The sequence below is a fragment of the Serinicoccus shuyuelongi genome, from assembly GCF_045032955.1.
GTDB lineage: Bacteria > Actinomycetota > Actinomycetes > Actinomycetales > Dermatophilaceae > Ornithinicoccus.
Window position 1 is genome coordinate 1 of sequence record NZ_JBJFZU010000015.1, and the last position, 20,551, is coordinate 20,551.

Genomic DNA, 20,551 nt, shown 5'->3' on the forward strand with positions numbered 1-20,551 from the left:
CCGACCTTTTCTTTGCGGTCAAGTGGCTTGGCAACATTGGCACTCACGAAGACTCGGATCTCACAAGCATTGAGGTCCTTGACGGAGCCCGGGTCCTCGACGAAGCGTTTCACCGCCTTTTCACCGGACCCGACATCGAGAAGCACGCCAAGAGCATCAATGCTGCCAAAGGTCCAGACCGGTAACGAACCCTTGCCCCTGTTCAAGTCGATCGCGCAAGGTACTTCACAGAGTCGCACAGCCCATTTGCTGTTTGACACTTCAGGTATTTTCGACCGAGAGAGCAGCCGCGCTAATTTGCAGCGGCTGAAACATAGACTACTTCCGAGGCCTTCCACGTCCGATGCGATGGACGCCGGACGCGCCCGATTCGGCGCTTGGCTTCAGGGCACTAGAGCCTCAAGGAAAGCAGACATTCTTGCTTTCCGAACAGCACCCCCGAGTCCGCGAGGTAGGTTAGGTGACGCAGTTCACGGAACATCCCATCTAGAGCCCCTCTTACGCCGCTGCCACCTTCGTCGCTCGACGCCCGAATGAGTCGGCGAGCCTCGCGAAGTGAACCTGTCGCCACCGCACCACGCCAGAACATCCTGCGCGCTCAAACCCTCCCGGTCGACTAACGCCCGAAGCGCGGGTCCCGCTCACTGTTCGCAGTTGGCGAGCACCGCGTCTGGCTCTGCCAGCGCCGCAGCCACCTGCCCACCCCACCTTGCCAGTCTCGTGTGTTCTCATCGAGTCACCTTCCTGCGCACGTTCGCCCGAGACTGACGAGATCGCACCCGTGCCTATTGCCTCACTGCTTGCGTCCGCATTCCCGCCACACCCTTCGACATCCGAGGACTCCCCGCCACCACCTCATGCGGATGACGGGACTCCCGCCCCCCGCCCTCGACCCCTCCGGTCGACCGAGCCAGCACGCCCCTGGCCAGCCTCAACGACACCGCGCCGGATCCAAACCGCGCGGCTGATGTCCCACACACCTCTTGCATTGCCGGACCAGGTATATCGTTGGCACGATTTGGATACGGGCGGTAGCGACACACCGGAGGCGCCCATGGGAACCACTTCGAGTAGCGCCCCCAGCGGTGGGGGCGTTGCCGCACCCCGGCGCAAGCCAGGGCAGAGAGTCGTTTGCGGATGGTGCCAGGCGGAGGTGCCCGTTCCTGCCCGCGGAAGGGTCCCGAAGTGGTGCTCCAGCTCGTGCCGACACCGCGCCTGGGAGCAACGGCGCGCCGCCGACGCTGGCCTTGCGGCAGTCGACGTGGTGGACCGCGTGGTCGAGGTCGTGAAAGTCGAGAAGGTCGTCGAAGAGCATCGAGTACACGTGCCGGTGTCGCGCTCCCCCCAGTCCACCCGGGAGTGGGTCGACGTGCTGAACCGTCTCGACTGGGCGCTGCAGAGCAACCGCATGGACCTCGACGACCTTGTCCAGATCGAGCCGCCGCTCGCCCGTGTCATCGCCGCCTACCGAGCTCGGAACGACAAGCTGCACCGCCGCCCGGGCCGCCACTGATGCCCTGCCAACGTCGGATAATTGGCACCCACGTCAAAGGGAGCCTTATCCGGCTGTAGCTTTTTCTCAACCGTCAGGCGGTGCCACTCCCTCACGAACAGAAGACGCGACCTACTTTAGTGGTGACCTCAGGCTGCGAATTTGCTGCGACTGTTGCACTACTATTTTCCATCGGCACATATTGAATGTTGGGTGCAATCCAAATGCGCGTTAGTCAAAATCACATCAGCCATGTTCGCACCCGTCAGCAGCGCTCCCGTCAACGTAGCATCTGTCAGATCAGCACCTTCCAGGTTCGCACCCGTGAGGTCCGCACCCGTCAGGTCTGCACCGACCAGCGAGGCGCGATTCATCTCGACGTCCGATACATCTGCGTCCCGCAGGATTGCATGATCAAGTACCGCCCTCTCGAGGTCTGCACGCGACAGTGCCGCGCCCGTAAGATCGGCTCCACGAAGGTTAATTCTGTACATCACTGCCCCAGTGAGATTTGATCCATCTAAGTCCGCTCGCGTACCCGCCTGGCACATGCCCTGGGAACTCGGTTGACAACCAAGTCGAAGCCCACCAAGATCTGCGCCAGTGAGGTTCAAGCGACGAAAGGGCTTGGTTCGCGCTTCTTGAACAGCGACACTTCTAACAAAGGAAACGTTCTCGGAAATGGCTTGCTCTTCAACCAGTGCGCGTTGGTATGTCTCCTGTCGCTCTAGAGACCTCTCTTCTAAATTGTTCGTCAGACATATGGTTACGGCTGCCAGGATAGAGCCCACTACCAAGGCATGGATGTACGCGTCGCTGCTATTTTGAAAATGCCTTCCTACTTTCCGCAAGATCCCGGTCTCAGGACTGGCCGGACTCTGTTCAGCCCCCAGTGTGGTCCACTCATATCGGACCGCAGTCCCTGGTCGTCGAGATTCTTCTTTTAGCGTCGCATGTCTTTGGTTCCACGCCCTAAATTGCTTACTCACGACCAGACTAGCCCCGCAACTTGCCAAGGCAAGCAGGACCCAAAACCAACGCCCCTCAGAGGTGCTCACGCTGTCCATCTTCGGCCACAGCCACCAATTACGCTCATTGAACGGGTGACCGATGCCCCCCCCCTCCCCCCAGATGGGGACCACGCGGAGATGGGTGCCTCTATCAGCCGCCGCATGGCGCTCGCCGCGTACCTGCGAATCGCCCGCCCCACCCATCACCCAGGTCCTACTACCACTGTCCACAGTTCTCACGCTCTACGCCTACTCGGAGATCCGCACCACCGGGCTCACTCCTGCTTCGGGCGGGCGAGGTCGGATAGCTTGGCCGCGATCTCGGCATCCCGCCCCTTGGCGGCGTGCTGGTAGCGCAGTGCTGCGGCGACCGTCGAGTGGCCAAGACGTGCCTGCAGCTCGGCGAGGGTGGCACCGGTCATCGCAGCCATGGTGGCACCCGTGTGTCGCAGGTCGTGGATCCTCAGGTCTTCGCGCCCCGCAGCCTTCCTAGCCTTCTGCCACGCGGTGCGTAGCACGGTCGGTTGCAGGTGACGAGCGTGCTCACGCACGGACGGAAAGAGCAGGGCGTCGGCTCCAGGACAGACGTGGTCGCCGAGGTGCTGCCTCAGGCCGGGCACGAGATGCGGGGGGATGCTCACCTCACGGGTGCCGGCAGCGGACTTCGGGGTGCCGATGATCGGCTGCCCTTTGACCCAGGAGACCGCTCGGGTGACCTTGATGACGCCACGGTCCAGGTCGAGATCCCGCCGCCGCAGCTCGAGCACCTCCCCCGACCTCAAGGCGCACCACGCGCAGAGCCAGACCAGGGCACGCAGCCGCGCCGGCATCTCACGCTCGATCACGGCTAGCTCGTCCACCGTCGCCGGTCGGATCTCCTTCTTCGTCGGCGGGTTCGAGGCAGACCGGATGCGGCACGGGTTGGTGGCGAGGAGCTCGTCCGTCACCGCCGTGGACAGGATGGCCCGCAGCAGCGCGTAGGCACGAGCGTTGACCGTCGGGTGCTCCGGCGCCAGGCCGGCCTACCACCGTCGCACGAGGGCGGGCGTGAGGTCGGCCACGAGCAACTCACCGAACTCCGGCTCGAGGTAGCGCCGCAGCAGGTGCTCGTACCCCTCCCGGGTCCGCGGCTTCAGCGACCGGTCCGCCAGCCACTGTCCGGCATACTCACCGAACGTCGGCGGCGCCAGCCGTTCGGCGATCTCGCCCCGCCGCCGGGGTGCCACCCACTCCTCACCGCTCGCCAGCGTGCGCTCCTGCGCGAGCCAGACCTCGGCGTCCATCTTGGAGCCGAAGGTGTGCGGGGCACTGTGCCGCTGCAGGTCGGGACCGACGTAGGTCGCCTGCCACCGCTTGGAGGGCAGCCGTCGCAGCGTCCCGAAGCCTCGTCGCGTCGCCATCACAGCCCCATTTCGTGCATCATACGTGCACTAAGGGTGTGACTTCGTGGGCATCCGTGTCAACGCCTGGCACCAGACGTGAGAGGGATGGGGAGTGCGTTTCCGCAGGTCAGAGGGCTAAAATCCCTGGTCAGAAAGAGAGCTGGCGAAGGGACTCGAACCCTCAACCCCCTGTTTACAAGACAGGTGCGCTACCGATTGCGCCACGCCAGCGAACGCCAGACCCTCGGGCCCGGCGGGCCCGAGAAGTCTAAGCGCTCCGGCTCAGCCGATGACGTTGGCGTTCAGCCACGTCTGCAGGCCGACCACCGTGCGGTGGTTCATGTGGCCCGAGCCGTCGCGGCTGATACCGATGTGGTCCTGCAGCGCGGCCTGGGACATCGGTCCCCAGTAGCCGTCCACCCGGGTGCCGACCTTGGCCTGGACGGCCTTGACCGTCCGGGTGTCCCAGGCGCCGGTCTCGGAGACGCCGACCCAACGCTGGATCGCCTTGGTGGTCAGTGGGCCGCGGCTGCCGTCGAGGGCCAGCGGCGCCATGTCGGACGCACCGCCACCGCCACCTCCCCCACCGCTACCGCCGGCCGGGGCCATGATGCTGCCGCTGATCCAGCCGGAGCGGCCGTCCAGCTTGACCCAGCCGTTCTGTAGGGTGCCGTCGAAGCGGGTGCCGAAGCCGGCCCCACCGATGACGGCGTGGTTCGTGCCCGGACCGGAGCGGATGTTGGCGCCGACCGACGCGCTGACCTTCCACGCGGAAACCTCACCGGGGGGCGGGCTCGGGTCGGACGGGGGCGGCGTGGGGTCGCTCGGCGGCGGGGTGGGCGCCGGGTCGGAGCCCGGGTAGGGCGCCGAGCCGTTCTCCATCGTCAGCCCGGCGCGCACCGAGCACACCGGCCAGGCGCCGGGGCCCTGCACCTTGAGCACCCGCTGGGCCACCTGGATCTGCTGCACCTTGGTGGCCTGGTGGGCGTACCCGGCGAACTCCTGACCGCCGAAGCCGGTCCAGGTCGGGTGCCAGAACTGCAGGCCGCCGTAGAAGCCGTTCCCGGTGTTGATGCTCCAGTTGCCGGTGGACTCGCACTGGGCGACGCGGTCCCAGACGTTGTGGTCGTCGGCGACCGCGGTCTGCGCGGTCAGGCCGACGCTGGCGAGGGAGGCGGCACCGGCGAGGGTGGCCTGTCCGGCTCGACGCAGCGGAGCACCCTTGCGGGGGGCACGGTGGCGGGCAGGGCTGACCATCGAAGGTCCTTCCGGAGTGGGACAGATGTGGCGCCTGGGACAGGCACCCGGCCCACCGTAGGCGACACCGAACAGTCTGGGAAGACAAATGTGACGAGTCTCACGTATGGCTATCCCACGCACCGGGCAGGTATGCCGCTAGGCATCCCCCGTCCACCTCACCCCAGGTCGAAGGGCAGCAGGCTCAGGGGCGTGGTCCCGGCCGGCAGCGGCCACCACGACACCATGTCCCCGCCCTGCAGCGACCACAGGGCCGCCGCCACTCCCCCGAGCAGCACCACCAGGCCCACCACGACCCCCGGAACCCCGGTCGGGACGCTGCCGCGCACCACCGTCCGGGACCCCCGCCGCAGCGAGGTGCTCCCCGGCCCCCACCAGCCCAGCCAGCCACCGACCAGCGCCCCGAGACCCATCGACAACGGGTGCCCCGCCCCCACCCCGGCCATCAGCTCGGTGGAGGTCACCAGCCCGGCGAAGACCACCGCCACGATCACCGCGACCGCCAACGGCAGCAGCAGCGCCAGCACCGTGCCCAGCGCCCCGGACAGCAGGTGCCACGGCGAGGCCATCACGGCCATCGGCACATCGCTGCGCCGCCTGCCCGCCTCGTGCCGCCGCAGCACCAAGCCGGTCAGCGACCGGTCCACGGTGCGCGTCATGACCCCCCACAGGGCATACAGCCCCCAGGCCAGCACCGGCGCCGCGGCGGCCACCCCGACGAAGCCCATCAGCAGCGCGGCCAGCACCCCGCTGCGGGCGCTGCGCCCGATCCGCGGGTCCTGCTGCTGCTCCGGCTGCGGGACGAACGGCGAGCCCCCCGCCGGAGGTCCGCCTGTGCCCGGCCACTGCTCGGGCTCGCGCTGCGGGGCGGGCGACTGCTCTCGCGGTGCCGTGTTCCACCGGGTATGCCCCGGCTCGCGCACCGGGGCGGCGCGGGTGGCGGACACCTGCGGGGTGGCCCGGGTCGCCGACGGCCCGTACCCGTAGCTGTCCGAAGAGGTCGCGCCCGGCGACGAGGCGCCCGACGAGGTCGCGGCCGAGGCCCGGGGCAGCGCGCCGGTGACGTCCTCGCCACGGGCATACAGCTCCACCGCCTCCAGCACCTCCTGCGCGCTGGGCCGCCACGAGGGCCGCGGCGACAGGGCGGTCGCCAGCAGCGGCGCCAGCTCGGGGTCCACCCCGTCCAGCTGCAACCGGCCGCGGGCCACCCGGTCCAGGATCACTGTCATCGGCCCCCGACCGAACGGGGGCTGACCGGACGCGGCGAAGGACAGGCACGCGGCCCATCCCCACCAGTCGGTCGCCTCGGTCACCTCTCCGCCGTCGACCAGCTCGGGCGACAGGTAACCCGGTGTCCCCATCACCAGCCCGGTCGAGGTCAGCCGCACGTCGTCGGCGACCTGGGCGATGCCGAAATCGATGACCACCGGGTCCATCCCCACCATCAGCACGTTGCCCGGCTTGAGGTCCCGGTGCACGATGCCGCGCGCGTGGATCGCCTGCAGCGCTTCCGCCAGCCCCCTGGCCAGCCGCAGCAGCGCCTCCCGCCCCAGCGCCCCCCGACCCTCGATCACCTGGTCCAGCGGCGTCCCGGGCACGTACTCGGTCACCACGTAGGGCGAGGGGCCGTCCACGTCGGCGTCGATGACGGCCGCCACCCGCGGGTGGTCCACCCTCGCCAGGGTCCGCACCTCCCGGCGCAGCCGCTCCCGGGCCTGGTCGTCGTGCGCGATGTGCGCGCGCAGCACCTTGATCGCCACCTCGCGGCCGGTGTCGTCCGACGCCCGCCAGACCACGCCCATCCCGCCCTCGCCGACCCGCTCGTGCAGCGTGTACGGGCCGAGCCGCCGCGGCGGCGCCGCAGGCACCGGCCGGGTGTCGGCCGTGGCGGACCGCGGCGAGCGCGGCATCTCGGAGGTCACGGGTTCCACGGTAGGCGGTCTTTCTGATGTGCGGGTGAGAACGGTCAGGCGGGCGCGTCGGCGGCGGGCCGCCTAGTCTTGTGGTCCGAGGATGAGCAACGAACGAAGAGCTGAAGAGGTTTCATGACGTCGAGCGCACCCCACGGCACCTACGACTTCGTGATCGCCGCGAACCGGCTGCCCGTCGACCAGCAGGTCCAGCCCGACGGCAGCACCGCGTGGAAGACCAGCCCTGGTGGCCTGGTCACTGCCATGGAGTCCGTCATGAAGGGCCGGGAGGCCGCCTGGGTCGGCTGGGCCGGGGTCGCCGGGGAGGCCCCCGAACCGTTCGACGACGACACCCTGCGCCTGCACCCGGTGCCGCTGTCCACCGAGGAGCACAACGAGTACTACGAGGGCTTCTCCAACGACACCCTGTGGCCGCTCTACCACGACGTCATCGTCCCGCCCACCTTCCACCGCACCTGGTGGGCGGCATACCGGCGGGTGAACGAGCGCTTCGCCGAGGCGGTCTGCGAGGTCGCCGCCGAGGGCGCCACGGTGTGGATCCACGACTACCAGCTGCAGCTGGTCCCGGCGATGGTCCGGGACCGTCGCCCCGACCTGCGGATCGGCTGGTTCGACCACATCCCCTTCCCCCCGGTCGAGCTCTTCGCCCAGCTCCCCTGGCGCGCCCAGATCCTGCGCGGGCTGCTCGGCGCCGACTTCCTCGGTTTCCAGCGCGCCGACGACGCCCGCAACTTCGCCCGCTCCTGCCGGGCCGTGCTCGGCGCCACCGCCAAGGGCGAGAAGGTCGAGTGGGCCGGCTCCGACGACGGCCGGATCGGCGCCGCCCCGCGCACCGTGCGCGCCGCCGCCGTCCCGATCTCGATCGACGCCTCCGGCTTCCGGGAGCTCGCCGACAGCCCCGCCGTCCGCGAGCGCGCGCAGGCGATCCGTGCCTCCCTCGGCGACCCCGAGGTGGTGCTCCTGGGCGTCGACCGGCTCGACTACACCAAGGGCATCCGGCACCGGCTCCGGGCGATCGGCGAGCTCCTCGAGGAGGGCTCGATCGCCCCGCCGCAGGTGACCTTCGTGCAGGTCGCCACCCCCAGCCGGGAGCGGGTCGAGGCCTACCGCATGCTGCGCGAGCAGATCGAGGGCACCGTCGGCCGGATCAACGGCGACTTCTCCCACCTCGGCGACACCGCCGTGCACTACCTGCACCAGTCCTACGGGCGGGAGGAGATGGCCGCGCTCTTCCAGGTCGCCGACGTCATGCTCGTCACCCCGCTGCGGGACGGGATGAACCTGGTCGCCAAGGAGTACGTCACCGCCCGCCACGACGGCAAGGGCGCGCTCGTGCTCTCCGAGTTCACCGGCGCCGCCGAGGAGATGCGCAACCACGTCTACCTCTGCAACCCGCACGACATCACCGGGCTCAAGGAGACGATCCTGCGGGCCATCAACGACAACCCCGAGGAGAAGGAGCGCCGGATGAAGGCGCTGCGCCGGCGGGTCCGCACGCACGACGTGCAGGCCTGGGCCTCCGCCTTCCTCTCCGCCCTCGCCTCCGCCCCCGAGCGCCCCACCCGCAAGGAGGTCCGGTGACGTCCCCGCTCGACCCCGACCTGAACGCCGCGGTCCAGGCCTTCGCCGCGCACCCCCGGCTGCTGGTCGCCACCGACTTCGACGGGGTGCTGGCGCCGCTGGTGCTGGACCCGATGGACTCACGCCCGGTCGAGGGGGGTATGCCGGCGCTCACCGACCTCGCCGCCCTCCCCGGGGTGACGGTCGCCCTGGTCAGCGGGCGGGCCCTGGCCCCGCTGCGCCAGCTCTCCGAGGCCCGGGACCCGCTGGTGCTCATCGGCAGCCACGGCGTCGAGGACTCCCGGCACACCGACGGGCTGGCCCTCGACGAGGACCAGCACGCGCTGCTGGAGACCCTGGCCCAGGAGGTCGAAGCCCTCGCCGAGCGGCACCCCGGGGTGCGGGTCGAGGACAAGCCGGCCGGCCGGGTGGTGCACACCCGTGGGCTGCCGCCGCAGGAGGGCAAGGACGCCCTGGCCGAGGCCTCCGCCCTGGCGGAGCGGCATACCTCCCTGGTGGTGACCCCCGGCAAGGAGGTCGTCGAGCTCGCCGTCGCGCACGTCGGCAAGGGCGCCGCGCTGCTCGCGCTGGCCGACGACCTTGACGCGGACGCGGTCTTCTACGCCGGGGACGACCTCACCGACGAGCACGGCTTCGCCGCCCTGGCCGAGGACACCGACACCGCGCGGGCCGGGCGCCGGCTCACGGTCCGGGTCGGCGACGGCGAGACCCGCGCCGGGTTCCGGGTGGCCGACGAGGAGGCTGTCGTCGAGCTGCTCACCGCACTGCTGTCGGCCCGCCGCTCGGCCAGTCCCTCGGTCAGCCCGGCACCGGACCGGTCGACTGCCGGAGGATGAGCTCGGGGTCGAAGAGGTACTCCCTGCGGTCCACCTGCTCCCCCGCGATCTCCTCCAGCACGGTGGTCACCGCGGCGGCGGCCATCCCGTCGACGTCCATCCGGATCGTGGTCAGCGGCGGGTCGACGAAGGTCATGAACGGCACGTCGTCGCCGCCCACCACGGACAGGTCCTGCGGCACCCGCAGCCCCAGCTGGGTCGCAGCCCGCATCACCCCGAGCGCCATCACGTCCGAGCCGCAGACGATGCCGGTCACCCCGGCCTCGATGAGCTGACGACCGGCCGCGGCGCCACCCTCGATGGAGAACAGGGTGGTGCAGACCAGCTCGTCGAGGTCGATGCCGGTGGCCCCGGCCGGTCCCCCGTCGGCGAGGTCAGCCATCGCCTCGCGGAAGCCCTCCACCCGCCGCTGCACCGGCACGTAGCGCGCCGGGCCGGTCGCGAAACCGATGCGGGTATGCCCGAGGTCGCGCAGGTGGCCCACCGCCAGCCGCATCGAGGAGTGGTCGTCGTGGCTGATGAAGGTGGCGTCCAGGCCCTCCCGGTAGCCGTTGACCAGCGCGATCGGCAGCCCCCTCTCGCGCAGCTCGTGGTAGCGGCCCAGCTCGGCGCGGGTGTCCGCGTGCAGCCCGCTGACGAAGACGATCGCGGAGACCGCCCGGTCCAGCAGCATCTGCACGTACTCGTCCTCGTGCACCCCGCCGGGGGTCTGGGTGCACAGCACCGGGGTGAAGCCGGCCGCCGCCATCTGCGTCTCGATGCCCTGGGCGAACATCGGGAAGACCGGGTTGCTCAGCTCGGGGGTGATCAGCCCGACCAGCCCGGCGCTGCTGCGGCGCAGCTTGCTGGGCCGCTCGTAGCCAAGCACGTCGACCGCGGTGAGCACCGCCTGCCGGGTGGTGACCGCCACCCCCGGCTTGTCGTTGAGCACCCGGCTGACGGTGGCCTCGCTCACCCCGGCGTGCGCCGCGAGGTCGGCCAACCGCCCGCGGGCGGTGACGCTCACTTGACCGAGCCCGAGGTGAGTCCGCCGATCAGCTGCTTCTGCAGGCCCAGGTAGACCAGCACCGGGGGGATCGAGGCCACCAGGGCGCCGGCGCAGAACATCCCGAAGTAGCGGTTCCGGTCCGCCATGTTGAGCGAGTAGAGCCCGACCCCGAGGGTGCGCTGGTCCTGGTCCAGCAGGAAGATGCTGGCCAGCAGGAACTCGCCCCAGAGCATGACGAACGCGAGGATCCCCACGGTCGCCAGGATCGGGGCCACCAGGCGCAGCGTCATGGTGAAGAAGATCCGGGCGTGGCTGGCCCCGTCCATCTTGGCCGCCTCGTCCATCGAGGTCGGGATGGTGTCGAAGTAGCCTTTGAGCAGCCAGACGTTCGCGCCCATCGCCCCGCCGAGGTAAACCAGCAGCAGCCCCCACAGGGTGTTCAGGCCAATTCCTGGCAACACCTCCCCGAGCCGGACGAACATCACGTAGAGCGCGGGGAAGGCCAGCAGCGCCGGGAACATCTGGGCCAGCAGCAGCGCCATCAGCCCGGCGCGGCGACCCGACCAGCGGAGCCGGGAGAAGGCATACGCGGCCGCGGCGCCGATGAAGACCTGGAAGACGGTGCCCAGGCCCGCCACGATGAGGCTGTTGCGGAACCACGTCCAGAACGGGAACGTCGTCGAGGTGAACAGGTCGGTGAAGTTCTTCAGCGAGAACTGCTGCGGTATGGGCGACGCGGCGCTCAGCGTGCCGGCCGGGTTGAGCGCGGCCGACAGGATGAACAGCACCGGGAAGAGCGCCCAGATCAGCGCCACCACCGCGAGCGCGTGCCGCCACCAGAGGCCGGAGCGGCGGCGCTTCCCGACGGGCACGGTCGAGGCTCGGCTGGGCGCCGTCTGCGTCTGCGTCATCTCAGTTCACCTCTTCCAGGGCGGCGGACTGGCGGAAGCCGAGATAGCTGATGGCTCCGACCAGCATGAAGATCACGATGCTGACCGCGGAGGCCAGCCCGATGTTCGGGGTCCCCGACTCCAGCGCGAGCCGGTAGGCGAAGTTGATGAGCAGGTCGGTGTTGCCGACCAGGCTGTTGCCGCTGTCGAACGGCCCACCACCGGTGACCAGGTAGATCAACGTGAAGTTGTTGAAGTTGAAGGCGAAGCTGGCCACCAGCAGCGGCCCCACGGCGACCAGCAGCAGCGGCATCGTCACCGACCACAGGGTGCGCAGCGGCCCGGCACCGTCGACCGAGGCCGCCTCCTTGACGTCGGTGGGGATGGATTGCAGCGCCCCGGTGCAGATGAGGAACATGTAGGGGAAGCCGAGCCACAGGTTGGTCATCAGCAGCGCGAACCTCGCCGCCCACGGGTCCCCCAGCCAGTTGATGTTCAGCCCTGTGACCTCGTTGATCAGACCGAACTGTGCGTTGAACATCGCCGCCCACACCAGTCCGGTCACGAAGATCGGCAGCGCGTACGGCAGGATCAGCAGCGAGCGGTAGAGGCCCTTGCCCTTGAGCCGGGGGTCGTTGAAGAGCAGCGCCAGCAGCATCCCCAGGACGAAGGTGCTGCCCACGCTCAGCAGCGGGAAGGCCAGGTTCCACAGGAAGATCTTGACGAAGCCGTTGCGGAAGCTGGGGTCGGTGAAGATCGTCCGGAAGTTGTCGAAGCCGACGTTCTCGGTCCAGCCGGCCGGCAGCACCGCACCCTCGCCGTCCTCGGGGACGAAGTTGCCGTCCTGCGCGACGTACCGCTTGCCCTCGGCGGTGGTCATCACGTCGGCAGCCTCGTCGTAGGAGATCGTCGGCCGCCCGACGTAGGCCTGGGAGGTGGTCGCCACCTTGACCGCGGAGCCCTCTTCGCCGACCGGGACCGCGAAGGCCTGGACGTCGTCGGCGCGCTGGTTGGCCTCCATCAGGTTGAGCACCCGGAACTCGGGGGCGGCGCCGATGGTGCCGTTGCCGAGCAGCTCGACGCCCTCGGCCGACAGCGGCTCCAGGCCCTCGGCGGTGCCGACGAAGAGCTGGGTGCCGTCGGCGGTGACGTTCTCCCCGGTGTCGCCGGTGTCCTCCGCGCCCTCCTCGAGCTCGCCGCCGTCCGCGGCCGGCGGCACGGTCAGCAGCAGGGACAGCTCACCGGTCTCGATCGGTGCGCCCTCCGGCACCGCCACCGACATCCCGTAGCGGGGGGCGTCCGGGTCCTGGCGCACCGACTGCGCCTGGATCGCCAGGACGGCCTCCTCCTTGCTCAGGGTATGCCCGTCGCCGTAGTTGGTGAACGCCGTCGCGGCGGTGTAGACGATCGGCCAGACCTGGAAGAGCAGGAGCAGCAGCAGCCCCGGCAGCAGGTACTTCATCGGGATCGCGTGCCGGGTGGAGTAGACCACCACGACGCTCATCGCGATGAACGCCACGGCGACCACGATCAGCCAGGAACCCGCCTGGATCGCCTGCTGCGCGGCATACCCCATGACCAGCACGACGAGCGCTATGAGCGCCCACCGGACCACCTTCACCCACCACGGGGCGCGCGGGGTGTCCGGGCCGTGGCCGGCGTCCGCGTCCGGCATGACCGGCCTCTCCTGGGTCTGCGGCATCGGGGTCTCTCCTTCGGGAACCGTGGTCGGCGGTGGTAGGGGCGGGGTGCTGTCGCGCCGGGGCGGGAGGGGTATGCCTCCCGCCCCGGCGTTCAGCGGCTCAGAGCGTCAGGCTCAGAGCGCAGACTCGACCTCGGACTGGGCGGTGCCCATCCGCTCGGCCGCGTCCTGACCGCTGACGATGTCGGCGGTGGCCTTGCCCAGCGGACCCCAGACGGCGTTCATCTGCGGGATGTTCGGCATCGGGGTGCCGCCCTCGGCGGCCAGGCCCCAGGCCTCGATGTCGGCGTTGTCCTGCGCGACCTGGTCGTAGGCCTCGATCAGGGCCGGCGGACGGTCGCCCGCCTCGTAGAGCGAGATCTGCACGTCGGCGCGGCTCACGTACTCCTGCACGAAGGTCTGCGCGATCTGCGGGTTCTGCGACTCGGCGGAGACGTAGAAGCCGTTCACCCCGAGGAACGGGGTGGTATCGCCGCCGTCGTCGAAGTCCGGGATGGAGGTGATCGCGTAGTCGATGCCGGCCTCGGTGGTCTGCTCGATGGCCCACGGCCCGGAGATCAGGAAGGGGGTGTTGCCCTCGATGAACTGCGGGATGGTGTTGGAGCCGTCCAGGTCGACGGTCAGCGCCTCCTGCTCGGCGAGCCAGGCGATCTTCTCGGCGCCCTGGATGGTCTCGGGCGAGTCGAGGATGACCTCGGTGGAGTCGAAGCCGCCCTCCTCGAGCAGCGGGAAGATGCCGCCGCCGTAGGCCGCCAGGTAGGGGTACATGTTGTAGGCGTCCCCCTCCTGACCCAGCTGCTGGGCCATCACCAGCTCGGTCTCGCCGTCGGTGACCAGCTGCGCACCGGCCCTGACCAGCTCCTCCATCGAGGCGGGCTCGTCGGGGGCGAGCTCGGTGTTGCGGATGAGGGCCAGGGACTCCACCGAGTAGGGGACCCCGTAGGTCTGGCCCTCGTAGGTGAAGGCCTCGATGGACTCCGGGGTGAACTGCTCGCTCAGGTCGGCGGGCAGCTGGACCGGGGCGACCACGTTGTTCTGGACGAGCTCGCCCAGCCAGTCGTGGGCACCGACCGCGATGTCCGGGCCGGCACCGGCGCCGACGGAGTCCTTGAACTGCTCGCGCAGGTTCTCGTTGGCCACGACCTGGATGGTGACCGGGACGCCGGTCTCCTCCTCGAAGGTGGTGGCGACGTCCTCGAGGGCGGCGGCGCGCAGGTCGTCGGCCCAGATCACGAGGCTGGTGCCGTCGCTGGCGGCGGGGGCGTCGCCCGCGTCCGAGGTGGCTGCGGCGTCGTCCGACATCGCGTCGTCGGAGTCGTCGGCGGCCGCGGTCTCCTCGGCGGAGTCGACGTTCGACCCCGCGTCCGCGGTGTCGTCGTCGGCGGACTCGCCACCGCAGGCCGAGAGCAGCAGGGCGGCCGCGCTGGTGATGGCTACAACACCGGTGGTGCGCTTCATGGTTCTCCTTTGAACGGGTGGGAGTCGACAGAGCGGCCCCGTCCAAGGGAACGGCGCCGGTGCCGATGGTCGTCCCGCGAACAACAGCGGGAACGGCCTGTGGAAGCAGTATGCAAGATCCCGTCGATCTTTGCAAGAACTTGCAAGGCGCCCCTCCCCTGCGCTCTCACCGAGCGTCGCTCGCGGTTGCCCCCACCCCCACCGAGCGTCGCGAATCGTGGCGCCAGCACGGGTCACGGACCGGTGTCCGGGCTGCGTGCTAACGTGACCCACGTCACCGGCAACGGCGCCCTGACGGTCATACCGCCATGGCGTCTCTGCCGGCTGGAGCAGCACGCTCGCCGTCGCCCGATGGCGGGTCCATCCTTTACGACGGATCGTCCGGCACGTACCTGCCGGTGGAGGAGAACATCATGGCAACTGTGACCTATGACAAGGCCACCCGCATCTATCCCGGGGCGGACACCCCCTCGGTCGACGGCCTGGAGATCGAGATCGAGGACGGCGAGTTCCTCGTCCTCGTCGGTCCCTCCGGCTGCGGCAAGTCCACCTCCCTGCGCATGCTCGCGGGGCTGGAGGAGGTGAACGGCGGTCGCATCCTCATCGGCGACCGGGACGTCACCCACATGCCGCCCAAGGACCGCGACGTCGCAATGGTGTTCCAGAACTACGCGCTCTACCCGCACATGTCGGTCGCCGACAACATGGGCTTCGCGCTGAAGATCGCCGGCAAGTCCAAGAGCGAGATCCGCGAGCGTGTCGACGAGGCCGCCAAGATCCTCGACCTGCAGGACTACCTCGAGCGCAAGCCGAAGGCACTCTCCGGTGGTCAGCGTCAGCGCGTCGCCATGGGCCGCGCGATCGTCCGCCAGCCGCAGGTGTTCCTGATGGACGAGCCGCTGTCGAACCTGGACGCCAAGCTCCGGGTGCAGACGCGCACCCAGATCGCCTCGCTCCAGCGCCGCCTCGGCGTCACCACGGTCTACGTGACCCACGACCAGGTCGAGGCCATGACGATGGGTGACCGGGTGGCGGTCCTCAAGGACGGCCTGCTGCAGCAGTGCGACAGCCCGCGCCACATGTACGACCACCCGAACAACCTCTTCGTCGCCGGCTTCATCGGCTCCCCCGCGATGAACCTGATGACGGTGCCGGTCACCGACGGTGGTGTGAAGCTCGGCGACTACGTGCACCCGGTCGACCGCGAGACGCTGGCCAAGGCCGGCAGCGAGGTCGTCGTCGGCCTGCGTCCCGAGGACGTGGACCTGTCCGACTCCGGTCGCGGCCTGCCGATCGAGATCGACGTGGTCGAGGAGCTCGGCGCGGACGCCTACGTCTACGGCGAGCTGCCCGGCTCGAGCGTGACGGACAAGCCCTTCATCGCCCGCGTGGACGGTCGCACCCCGCCGGCCAAGGGCGAGATCGTGCACTTCCAGCCCCGTGGCACCCACATCCACGTCTTCAACCTGGAGACCGGGGAGCGCATCAGCAACTGACCTGCTTCTGAGGTCACGGAGGGGCTCGGCGCGACGGCGCCGGGCCCCTCCGTCGTGTCCGGGGCCGCTCGTGTCGGGCGCACGATGCCTTGACTTGAACCGGTGGTCTTGATAGCAATGAGATACCCGATAAAGAAAGGGCTGACTCATTCATGCGAAGCCTCTTCGCCCGAAACACCGCCGCAGGATTGTTCGGCATAGCACTTTCCCTCGGCGTCGTAGGGAGTGCGGGAGCCACTCCCGGACAACCCGCTGACCTGCAGGATGAGACCAGGTTTGCCGCCTCGAGCGACGTCTCACCCGCCAGTTCCTGCGATTTCAGCGTGTTTGTCGACCGGCATGACAGGCAGCCGGAGGTGTATGGGGCCACCTCGCTCAACTGTTCGGGCTGGACTTCGCAGGCGGGTTATCTCGCCGTCGATTTCTATCGTGACGGTGTCTATGTCGGACAGGGCTTTTGCCAGATGTCATCGTCGACGACGTGCGCGGCCAGCATCTCAGCCGACAACCCGGCAGGGACACAGCTCTGGAGAGCGTGCGCCCGCTACGAGATCACCCCGGACGGCGTTGGATTCCCTCCGCAGAGCGGCAGTGCTTGCTCCAGCGCCTACCACTGATCAGGCTTGCCAGAAGTAAGGAGACCATTCATGCGCAGAAGCACCACGACCCTCGCCGCGGCTCTGCTCGGCCTCGGCGCCACCCTGACTGCAACGCCTGCCCTGGCCTCGACGGCCCCGCAGATCGCTCACGCGGACAGCGCCGCGACACCAGCGGCCTCGGTACCGTGTGATGTGTCGGTCTTCACCGACTTCGTCGACCGGAGCCCGCAGACCATCTACGGTCTGGGCACGGTCAGCTGCGACTCTGGGTACCTTCCGCGGTACGGCGTCTCGATCGACCTCTTTCGGATGACTCCTGGCGGCACCCCGCAGTACGTGACCGGAAGCAGCGTGGACTGCACCAGCTCGTCGTGCACCGTGAGCTCCGGCCAGTACACGCCCCCGGTGGGGAACGCCCAGTACTGCACACGTATCGGCTACAACGACGCAGGGACCATGCGCTACCACTGGAGCAGTGCCGCGCAGTGCCTCTGGCGTTGAGGTCGGAGCCGACATCTGTGCCTCGCTGACGCGGGCGGCTGACCCTGTCGGCCGCCCGCGTCCTCGGGCCGCCTGCGGGTCTAGGCTGACCGCATGGCTCTCGACGTCACGGCCCTCTACCCGGACCCGGCCATGCTGGACCTGCCGTGGGAGGTCCCGCTGGAGGAGTGGCCGGAGAGCCATCTCGCCGCCCTCCCCCGCGGTATCTCCCGGCACGTCGTCCGTTTCGTGCGCTTCGGTGGCTCGGTGCTCGCGGTCAAGGAGATCTCCGAGCCGCTGGCCCGCCGCGAGTTCGCCACCCTGCGCAACCTGCGCCGTCTGGACATGCCCACCGTGGAGCCGCTGGCCGTGGTCTCCGGCCGGGAGAGCGCCGACGGCACCGCCCTCGACGCCTGCCTGGTCACCCGACACCTGAAGTTCTCGCTCCCCTACCGCGCGGTCTTCAGCCAGAGGATGCGCCCGGACACCGCACGGCGCACCCTCGACGCGCTCGCCGTCCTGCTGGTCCGGCTGCACCTGTCCGGCTGCTTCTGGGGCGACGTCTCGCTGTCCAACACCCTCTTCCGCCGGGACGCCGGCGACTTCGCCGCCTACCTGGTCGACGCCGAGACGGCCGAGATCCACCCCCAGCTCTCGCAGGGCCAGCGCCAGCACGACCTCTTCGTCGCGCACGGCAACATCGCCGGTGAGCTGATGGACCTGGAGGCGGCCGGCGCGCTGGACGAGGGCGAGGACCCGATCGAGATCGCCAACCGGATCATGCACCGCTACGACCTGCTGTGGAACGAGCTCACCAGCGAGGAGCGCTTCGAGCGCGGCGACCGTTGGCGGGTCGACGAGCGCATGCGCCGGCTCAACAACCTGGGCTTCGACGTCGACGAGCTGGAGATGACCACCGACATCGACGGCGCCTACATCCGGATCCAGCCCAAGGTCGTCGACGCCGGCCACCACTCCCGGCGCCTGATGCGGCTCACCGGCCTCGACGTCGAGGAGAACCAGGCCCGCCGGCTGCTCAACGACCTCGACGCCTACCGGGCCGCCACCGACCGGCAGGACGTCGACGAGGAGCTGGTCGCGCACGAGTGGCTGGCCCGCATCTACGAGCCGGTCACCCGCTCGGTGCCCCGCGAGATGCGCGCCAAGCTGGAACCCGCCGAGCTCTTCCACGAGATCCTCGAGCACCGCTGGTACCTGTCCGAGCAGCAGGGCTACGACATGGCCATCGAGGACGCCCTCGGCGACTACCTGTCGACCGTGCTGCCCTCCCGCCCGGACGAGATGGCCATCCTCGGCGTCGACACCGGCGAGATCCCGATCCAGGCCATCCCCCGCGACTGAGGCACGGCCGCGCTCCGCACGCCCGCGCGCATCACCCGGGCCCGGTATGCCTCAGCCCAGGTTCTCCACCCGCACCGGCTCGATCCGCCCGGCCGGCTCGACCCCGAAGACCTGCGCGTAGAAGGACAGCTCCGCCTCCAGCGCCCGCACCTGGTTGTCCAGCGCGCGGAAGCCGTGACCCTCGCCCTCGAAGAGCACCAGCGCCACCGGCAGCCCCTTCTCCCGCAGGGTGTCCGCCATCTGCTCCGCCTGGTCCGACGGCACCACCTTGTCCTCGGTGCCCTGCAGCAGGATGAGCGGCGTGGCGAGCCTGTCCACGTGCCGGATCGGCGAGCGCTCGGCATACACCGCCTCGCCGGAGGGCCACGGAGCGACCAGGCCGTCGCAGTAGCGCGACTCCAGCTTGTGCGTGTCGGTGGCCAGGGTCGCCAGGTCGGAGATGCCGAAATGGCTGGCGCCGGCGGCGAAGGTATCGGTGAAGGTGGCTGCCGCCAGGGTGGTGAACCCGCCGGCGCTGCCGCCGGTGATGGCCAGCCGTGCGGCGTCCACGATCCCGGCGTCGGCCAGGTGCCGGGCGCCGGTGGCCGCGTCCTGCACGTCCACGATCCCCCACTGTCCGTCCAGCCGCTCCTGGTAGGCCCGCCCGTACCCGGTGGAGCCGCCGTAGTTGACGTCCAGCACCGCGAACCCGCGGGAGGTCCAGAAGGTCCGGGCCGCGCTCAGCCCGGGGACCGCGCAGGCCGTGGGACCTCCGTGCAGGGTCACGATCAGCGGCGGCAGGTCCCCCTGGGGGGCTCCCACCTGCGGGTTCACCGGTCGGTAGAGGAACCCGTGCGCGGTGGCCCCGTCGGTCGAGGTCCAGCTCACCGGCTCCGGCAGCGCGCCCAGGCCCTCGGGCACCGGGGAGGTCCGCTCGCCCGCCGCGGCCCGGGTCCCCCCGGTCGGCAGGTGCACGAGCAAGATGTCCGCGGGGGCGTCGGCCCGTGAGGCGTCGACGGCCACCGTCCCGTCGGCCAGCACCGCGACGTCACGCACATAGGTGGTGCCGGTCTCCACCTCCTCGACCCGCCCGTCGGCCACGTCGATGACGACCAGGTCGCGGAAGCCGTCCCGGGACCGGCCGCTGACGACCTGCCCGTCCGGCAGCACCGCGTAGGAACGCGAGTCCGGGACCCAGCGCGGGTGCCCGAGCTCGAGCCGGTCCTGCGTCACCGGGGCCGGCGCCGCTCCCCCGGCCGCCACCTCGCCCCCGACGCCGAGGTCCACCCGCCACAGGTTGCTCCACCCGCTCACGTCCGAGAGGAACAGCAGGGTGTCGTCGTCCAGCCACACCGGCTGCTCGACGGCTTCGCGCTCCCCGCCGGCGACCTCCCGCACGTCGTGCAGGTCCCCGGCCGCGTCCAGCCGTCCGGTATGCAGGGTGGTCCCCTGCCACGGCATCCGCGGGTGGTCCCAGGTCAGCCAGGCCAGCCGGGTGCCGTCCGGGGAGAGCACCGGGTCGGTGACGAAGTCCGGCCCCTCCGGTATGCCGCCGCCCGCCTCCTGCTGCCGCGCCCGGTCCGCCCTCCGTCGCCGGCGTCCGGCCACCAGCACGGTGCCCAGGTCGGCGTTCTCCCCCTCCAGGTCCAGCCGCACCAGCGAGTTCACCGGCTCCACCTCCTCGTCCCGCCGGTCCTCGCGCAGGCAGACGACGATCCCTCGGGCCAGGTCCATCCGGAAGCAGGACCAGCGCACCGCGCCACCGGTGTGCGGGGTGATCGGGGCCGGTTCGGCGCCGGGCCGCCGGCACCACACCTGCTGGGTGTCGTAGTCGACCCAGAGCACCACCCCTCCGAACGAGGCGTGCTCCCCGCCGCCGTACTCGAGGTACCCGGTGCGCACGTTCTGTCCGGGCAGGCTGACGTCCTCCAGCCCCCCGCCCCGGCGGCGCACCAGGGTCACCCGGCCGGCGTCCTGCGGCCTCGCCTCCAGCCAGTACAGGTCGTCACCGTCGGCGCGCGGGGCGCTGCGACGGGTCAGCCCGGCGAAGGTCTGCCGGGCGTCCAGCGGTGAGGGCCACGATCCGTGCGGGAGCGTCTGCATACCCC

18 protein-coding genes and 1 tRNA gene are annotated in these 20,551 nt (G+C 69.9%); 7 read left to right on the top strand and 12 right to left on the bottom strand.

The annotated features are described in order from the left end of the window. A partial coding sequence (locus ACI3EY_RS15635) for a hypothetical protein (protein WP_405041040.1) occupies positions 1–260 on the bottom strand: 260 nt, incomplete at its 3' end. Positions 261–1,273: 1,013 nt separating this feature from the next. Here ACI3EY_RS15635 and ACI3EY_RS15640 point away from each other — a divergent pair. Beyond that, positions 1,274–1,513, top strand: a complete 240-nt coding sequence (locus tag ACI3EY_RS15640) for a hypothetical protein (protein ID WP_405041041.1) — start codon at positions 1,274–1,276, stop codon at positions 1,511–1,513. A gap of 161 nt (positions 1,514–1,674) precedes the next feature. Here the strand turns inward: ACI3EY_RS15640 and ACI3EY_RS15645 are convergent, their stop codons facing one another. The 6 genes from ACI3EY_RS15645 to ACI3EY_RS15670 all read right to left on the bottom strand — a co-directional run bounded on the left by ACI3EY_RS15645 (position 1,675) and on the right by ACI3EY_RS15670 (position 7,063). Further along, positions 1,675–2,706: a pentapeptide repeat-containing protein gene (locus tag ACI3EY_RS15645; protein ID WP_405041077.1), complete on the bottom strand. Its 1,032-nt coding sequence runs from the start codon at positions 2,704–2,706 to the stop codon at positions 1,675–1,677. Between the two features lie 71 nt (positions 2,707–2,777). After that, positions 2,778–3,449, bottom strand: coding sequence for a tyrosine-type recombinase/integrase (locus ACI3EY_RS15650; protein ID WP_405041042.1), 672 nt, complete (start codon positions 3,447–3,449; stop codon positions 2,778–2,780). Positions 3,450–3,524: 75 nt separating this feature from the next. Further along, positions 3,525–3,902, bottom strand: coding sequence for a tyrosine-type recombinase/integrase (locus ACI3EY_RS15655; protein WP_405041043.1), 378 nt, complete (start codon positions 3,900–3,902; stop codon positions 3,525–3,527). A gap of 140 nt (positions 3,903–4,042) precedes the next feature. Further along, positions 4,043–4,115 (bottom strand) — tRNA-Thr (locus ACI3EY_RS15660). A gap of 51 nt (positions 4,116–4,166) precedes the next feature. Then, positions 4,167–5,141, bottom strand: coding sequence for a transglycosylase family protein (locus ACI3EY_RS15665; RefSeq protein WP_405041044.1), 975 nt, complete (start codon positions 5,139–5,141; stop codon positions 4,167–4,169). 158 nt (positions 5,142–5,299) lie between these two features. After that, entirely contained in the window at positions 5,300–7,063 is a 1,764-nt protein-coding gene (locus ACI3EY_RS15670; protein WP_405041045.1) for a serine/threonine-protein kinase, read from the bottom strand. Between the two features lie 123 nt (positions 7,064–7,186). Between ACI3EY_RS15670 and ACI3EY_RS15675 the strand changes: the two genes are divergently transcribed. Both ACI3EY_RS15675 and otsB read left to right on the top strand, forming a co-directional pair. Beyond that, a complete protein-coding gene (locus tag ACI3EY_RS15675; RefSeq protein WP_405041046.1) occupies positions 7,187–8,653 on the top strand; it encodes an alpha,alpha-trehalose-phosphate synthase (UDP-forming) in 1,467 nt (488 codons plus the stop codon). After that, positions 8,650–9,489: a trehalose-phosphatase gene (gene otsB, locus ACI3EY_RS15680; protein WP_405041047.1), complete on the top strand. Its 840-nt coding sequence runs from the start codon at positions 8,650–8,652 to the stop codon at positions 9,487–9,489. The genes ACI3EY_RS15675 and otsB overlap by 4 nt, the downstream gene beginning before the upstream one ends. On the opposite strand, the gene ACI3EY_RS15685 is transcribed toward otsB, so the two are convergent. The 4 genes from ACI3EY_RS15685 to ACI3EY_RS15700 all read right to left on the bottom strand — a co-directional run bounded on the left by ACI3EY_RS15685 (position 9,452) and on the right by ACI3EY_RS15700 (position 14,527). Continuing rightward, positions 9,452–10,495, bottom strand: coding sequence for a LacI family DNA-binding transcriptional regulator (locus ACI3EY_RS15685; protein ID WP_405041048.1), 1,044 nt, complete (start codon positions 10,493–10,495; stop codon positions 9,452–9,454). The genes otsB and ACI3EY_RS15685 overlap by 38 nt on opposite strands. After that, the gene (locus ACI3EY_RS15690; protein WP_405041049.1) at positions 10,492–11,388 is read right to left on the bottom strand and encodes a sugar ABC transporter permease; all 897 of its coding nucleotides are present in this window, start codon (positions 11,386–11,388) and stop codon (positions 10,492–10,494) included. The genes ACI3EY_RS15685 and ACI3EY_RS15690 overlap by 4 nt, the downstream gene beginning before the upstream one ends. A 1-nt stretch (position 11,389) precedes the next feature. Next, positions 11,390–13,069, bottom strand: coding sequence for an ABC transporter permease subunit (locus tag ACI3EY_RS15695; RefSeq protein WP_405041050.1), 1,680 nt, complete (start codon positions 13,067–13,069; stop codon positions 11,390–11,392). A gap of 114 nt (positions 13,070–13,183) precedes the next feature. Continuing rightward, positions 13,184–14,527, bottom strand: coding sequence for a sugar ABC transporter substrate-binding protein (locus tag ACI3EY_RS15700; RefSeq protein ID WP_405041051.1), 1,344 nt, complete (start codon positions 14,525–14,527; stop codon positions 13,184–13,186). Between the two features lie 413 nt (positions 14,528–14,940). Between ACI3EY_RS15700 and ACI3EY_RS15705 the strand changes: the two genes are divergently transcribed. The 4 genes from ACI3EY_RS15705 (at position 14,941) to ACI3EY_RS15720 (ending at position 18,464) form a co-directional block, all read left to right on the top strand. Further along, positions 14,941–16,023, top strand: a complete 1,083-nt coding sequence (locus tag ACI3EY_RS15705) for an ABC transporter ATP-binding protein (RefSeq protein WP_405041052.1) — start codon at positions 14,941–14,943, stop codon at positions 16,021–16,023. Between the two features lie 152 nt (positions 16,024–16,175). Then, positions 16,176–16,640, top strand: a complete 465-nt coding sequence (locus tag ACI3EY_RS15710; RefSeq protein WP_405041053.1) for a hypothetical protein — start codon at positions 16,176–16,178, stop codon at positions 16,638–16,640. Positions 16,641–16,670: 30 nt separating this feature from the next. Next, positions 16,671–17,123 (top strand): hypothetical protein, encoded by a 453-nt coding sequence (locus ACI3EY_RS15715; RefSeq protein WP_405036248.1) that lies wholly within the window; start codon positions 16,671–16,673, stop codon positions 17,121–17,123. 93 nt (positions 17,124–17,216) lie between these two features. Further along, positions 17,217–18,464 (top strand): DUF4032 domain-containing protein, encoded by a 1,248-nt coding sequence (locus ACI3EY_RS15720; RefSeq protein ID WP_405036247.1) that lies wholly within the window; start codon positions 17,217–17,219, stop codon positions 18,462–18,464. Between the two features lie 51 nt (positions 18,465–18,515). Here the strand turns inward: ACI3EY_RS15720 and ACI3EY_RS15725 are convergent, their stop codons facing one another. Continuing rightward, positions 18,516–20,546, bottom strand: coding sequence for a S9 family peptidase (locus tag ACI3EY_RS15725; protein ID WP_405041054.1), 2,031 nt, complete (start codon positions 20,544–20,546; stop codon positions 18,516–18,518). Positions 20,547–20,551 lie beyond the last annotated feature (5 nt).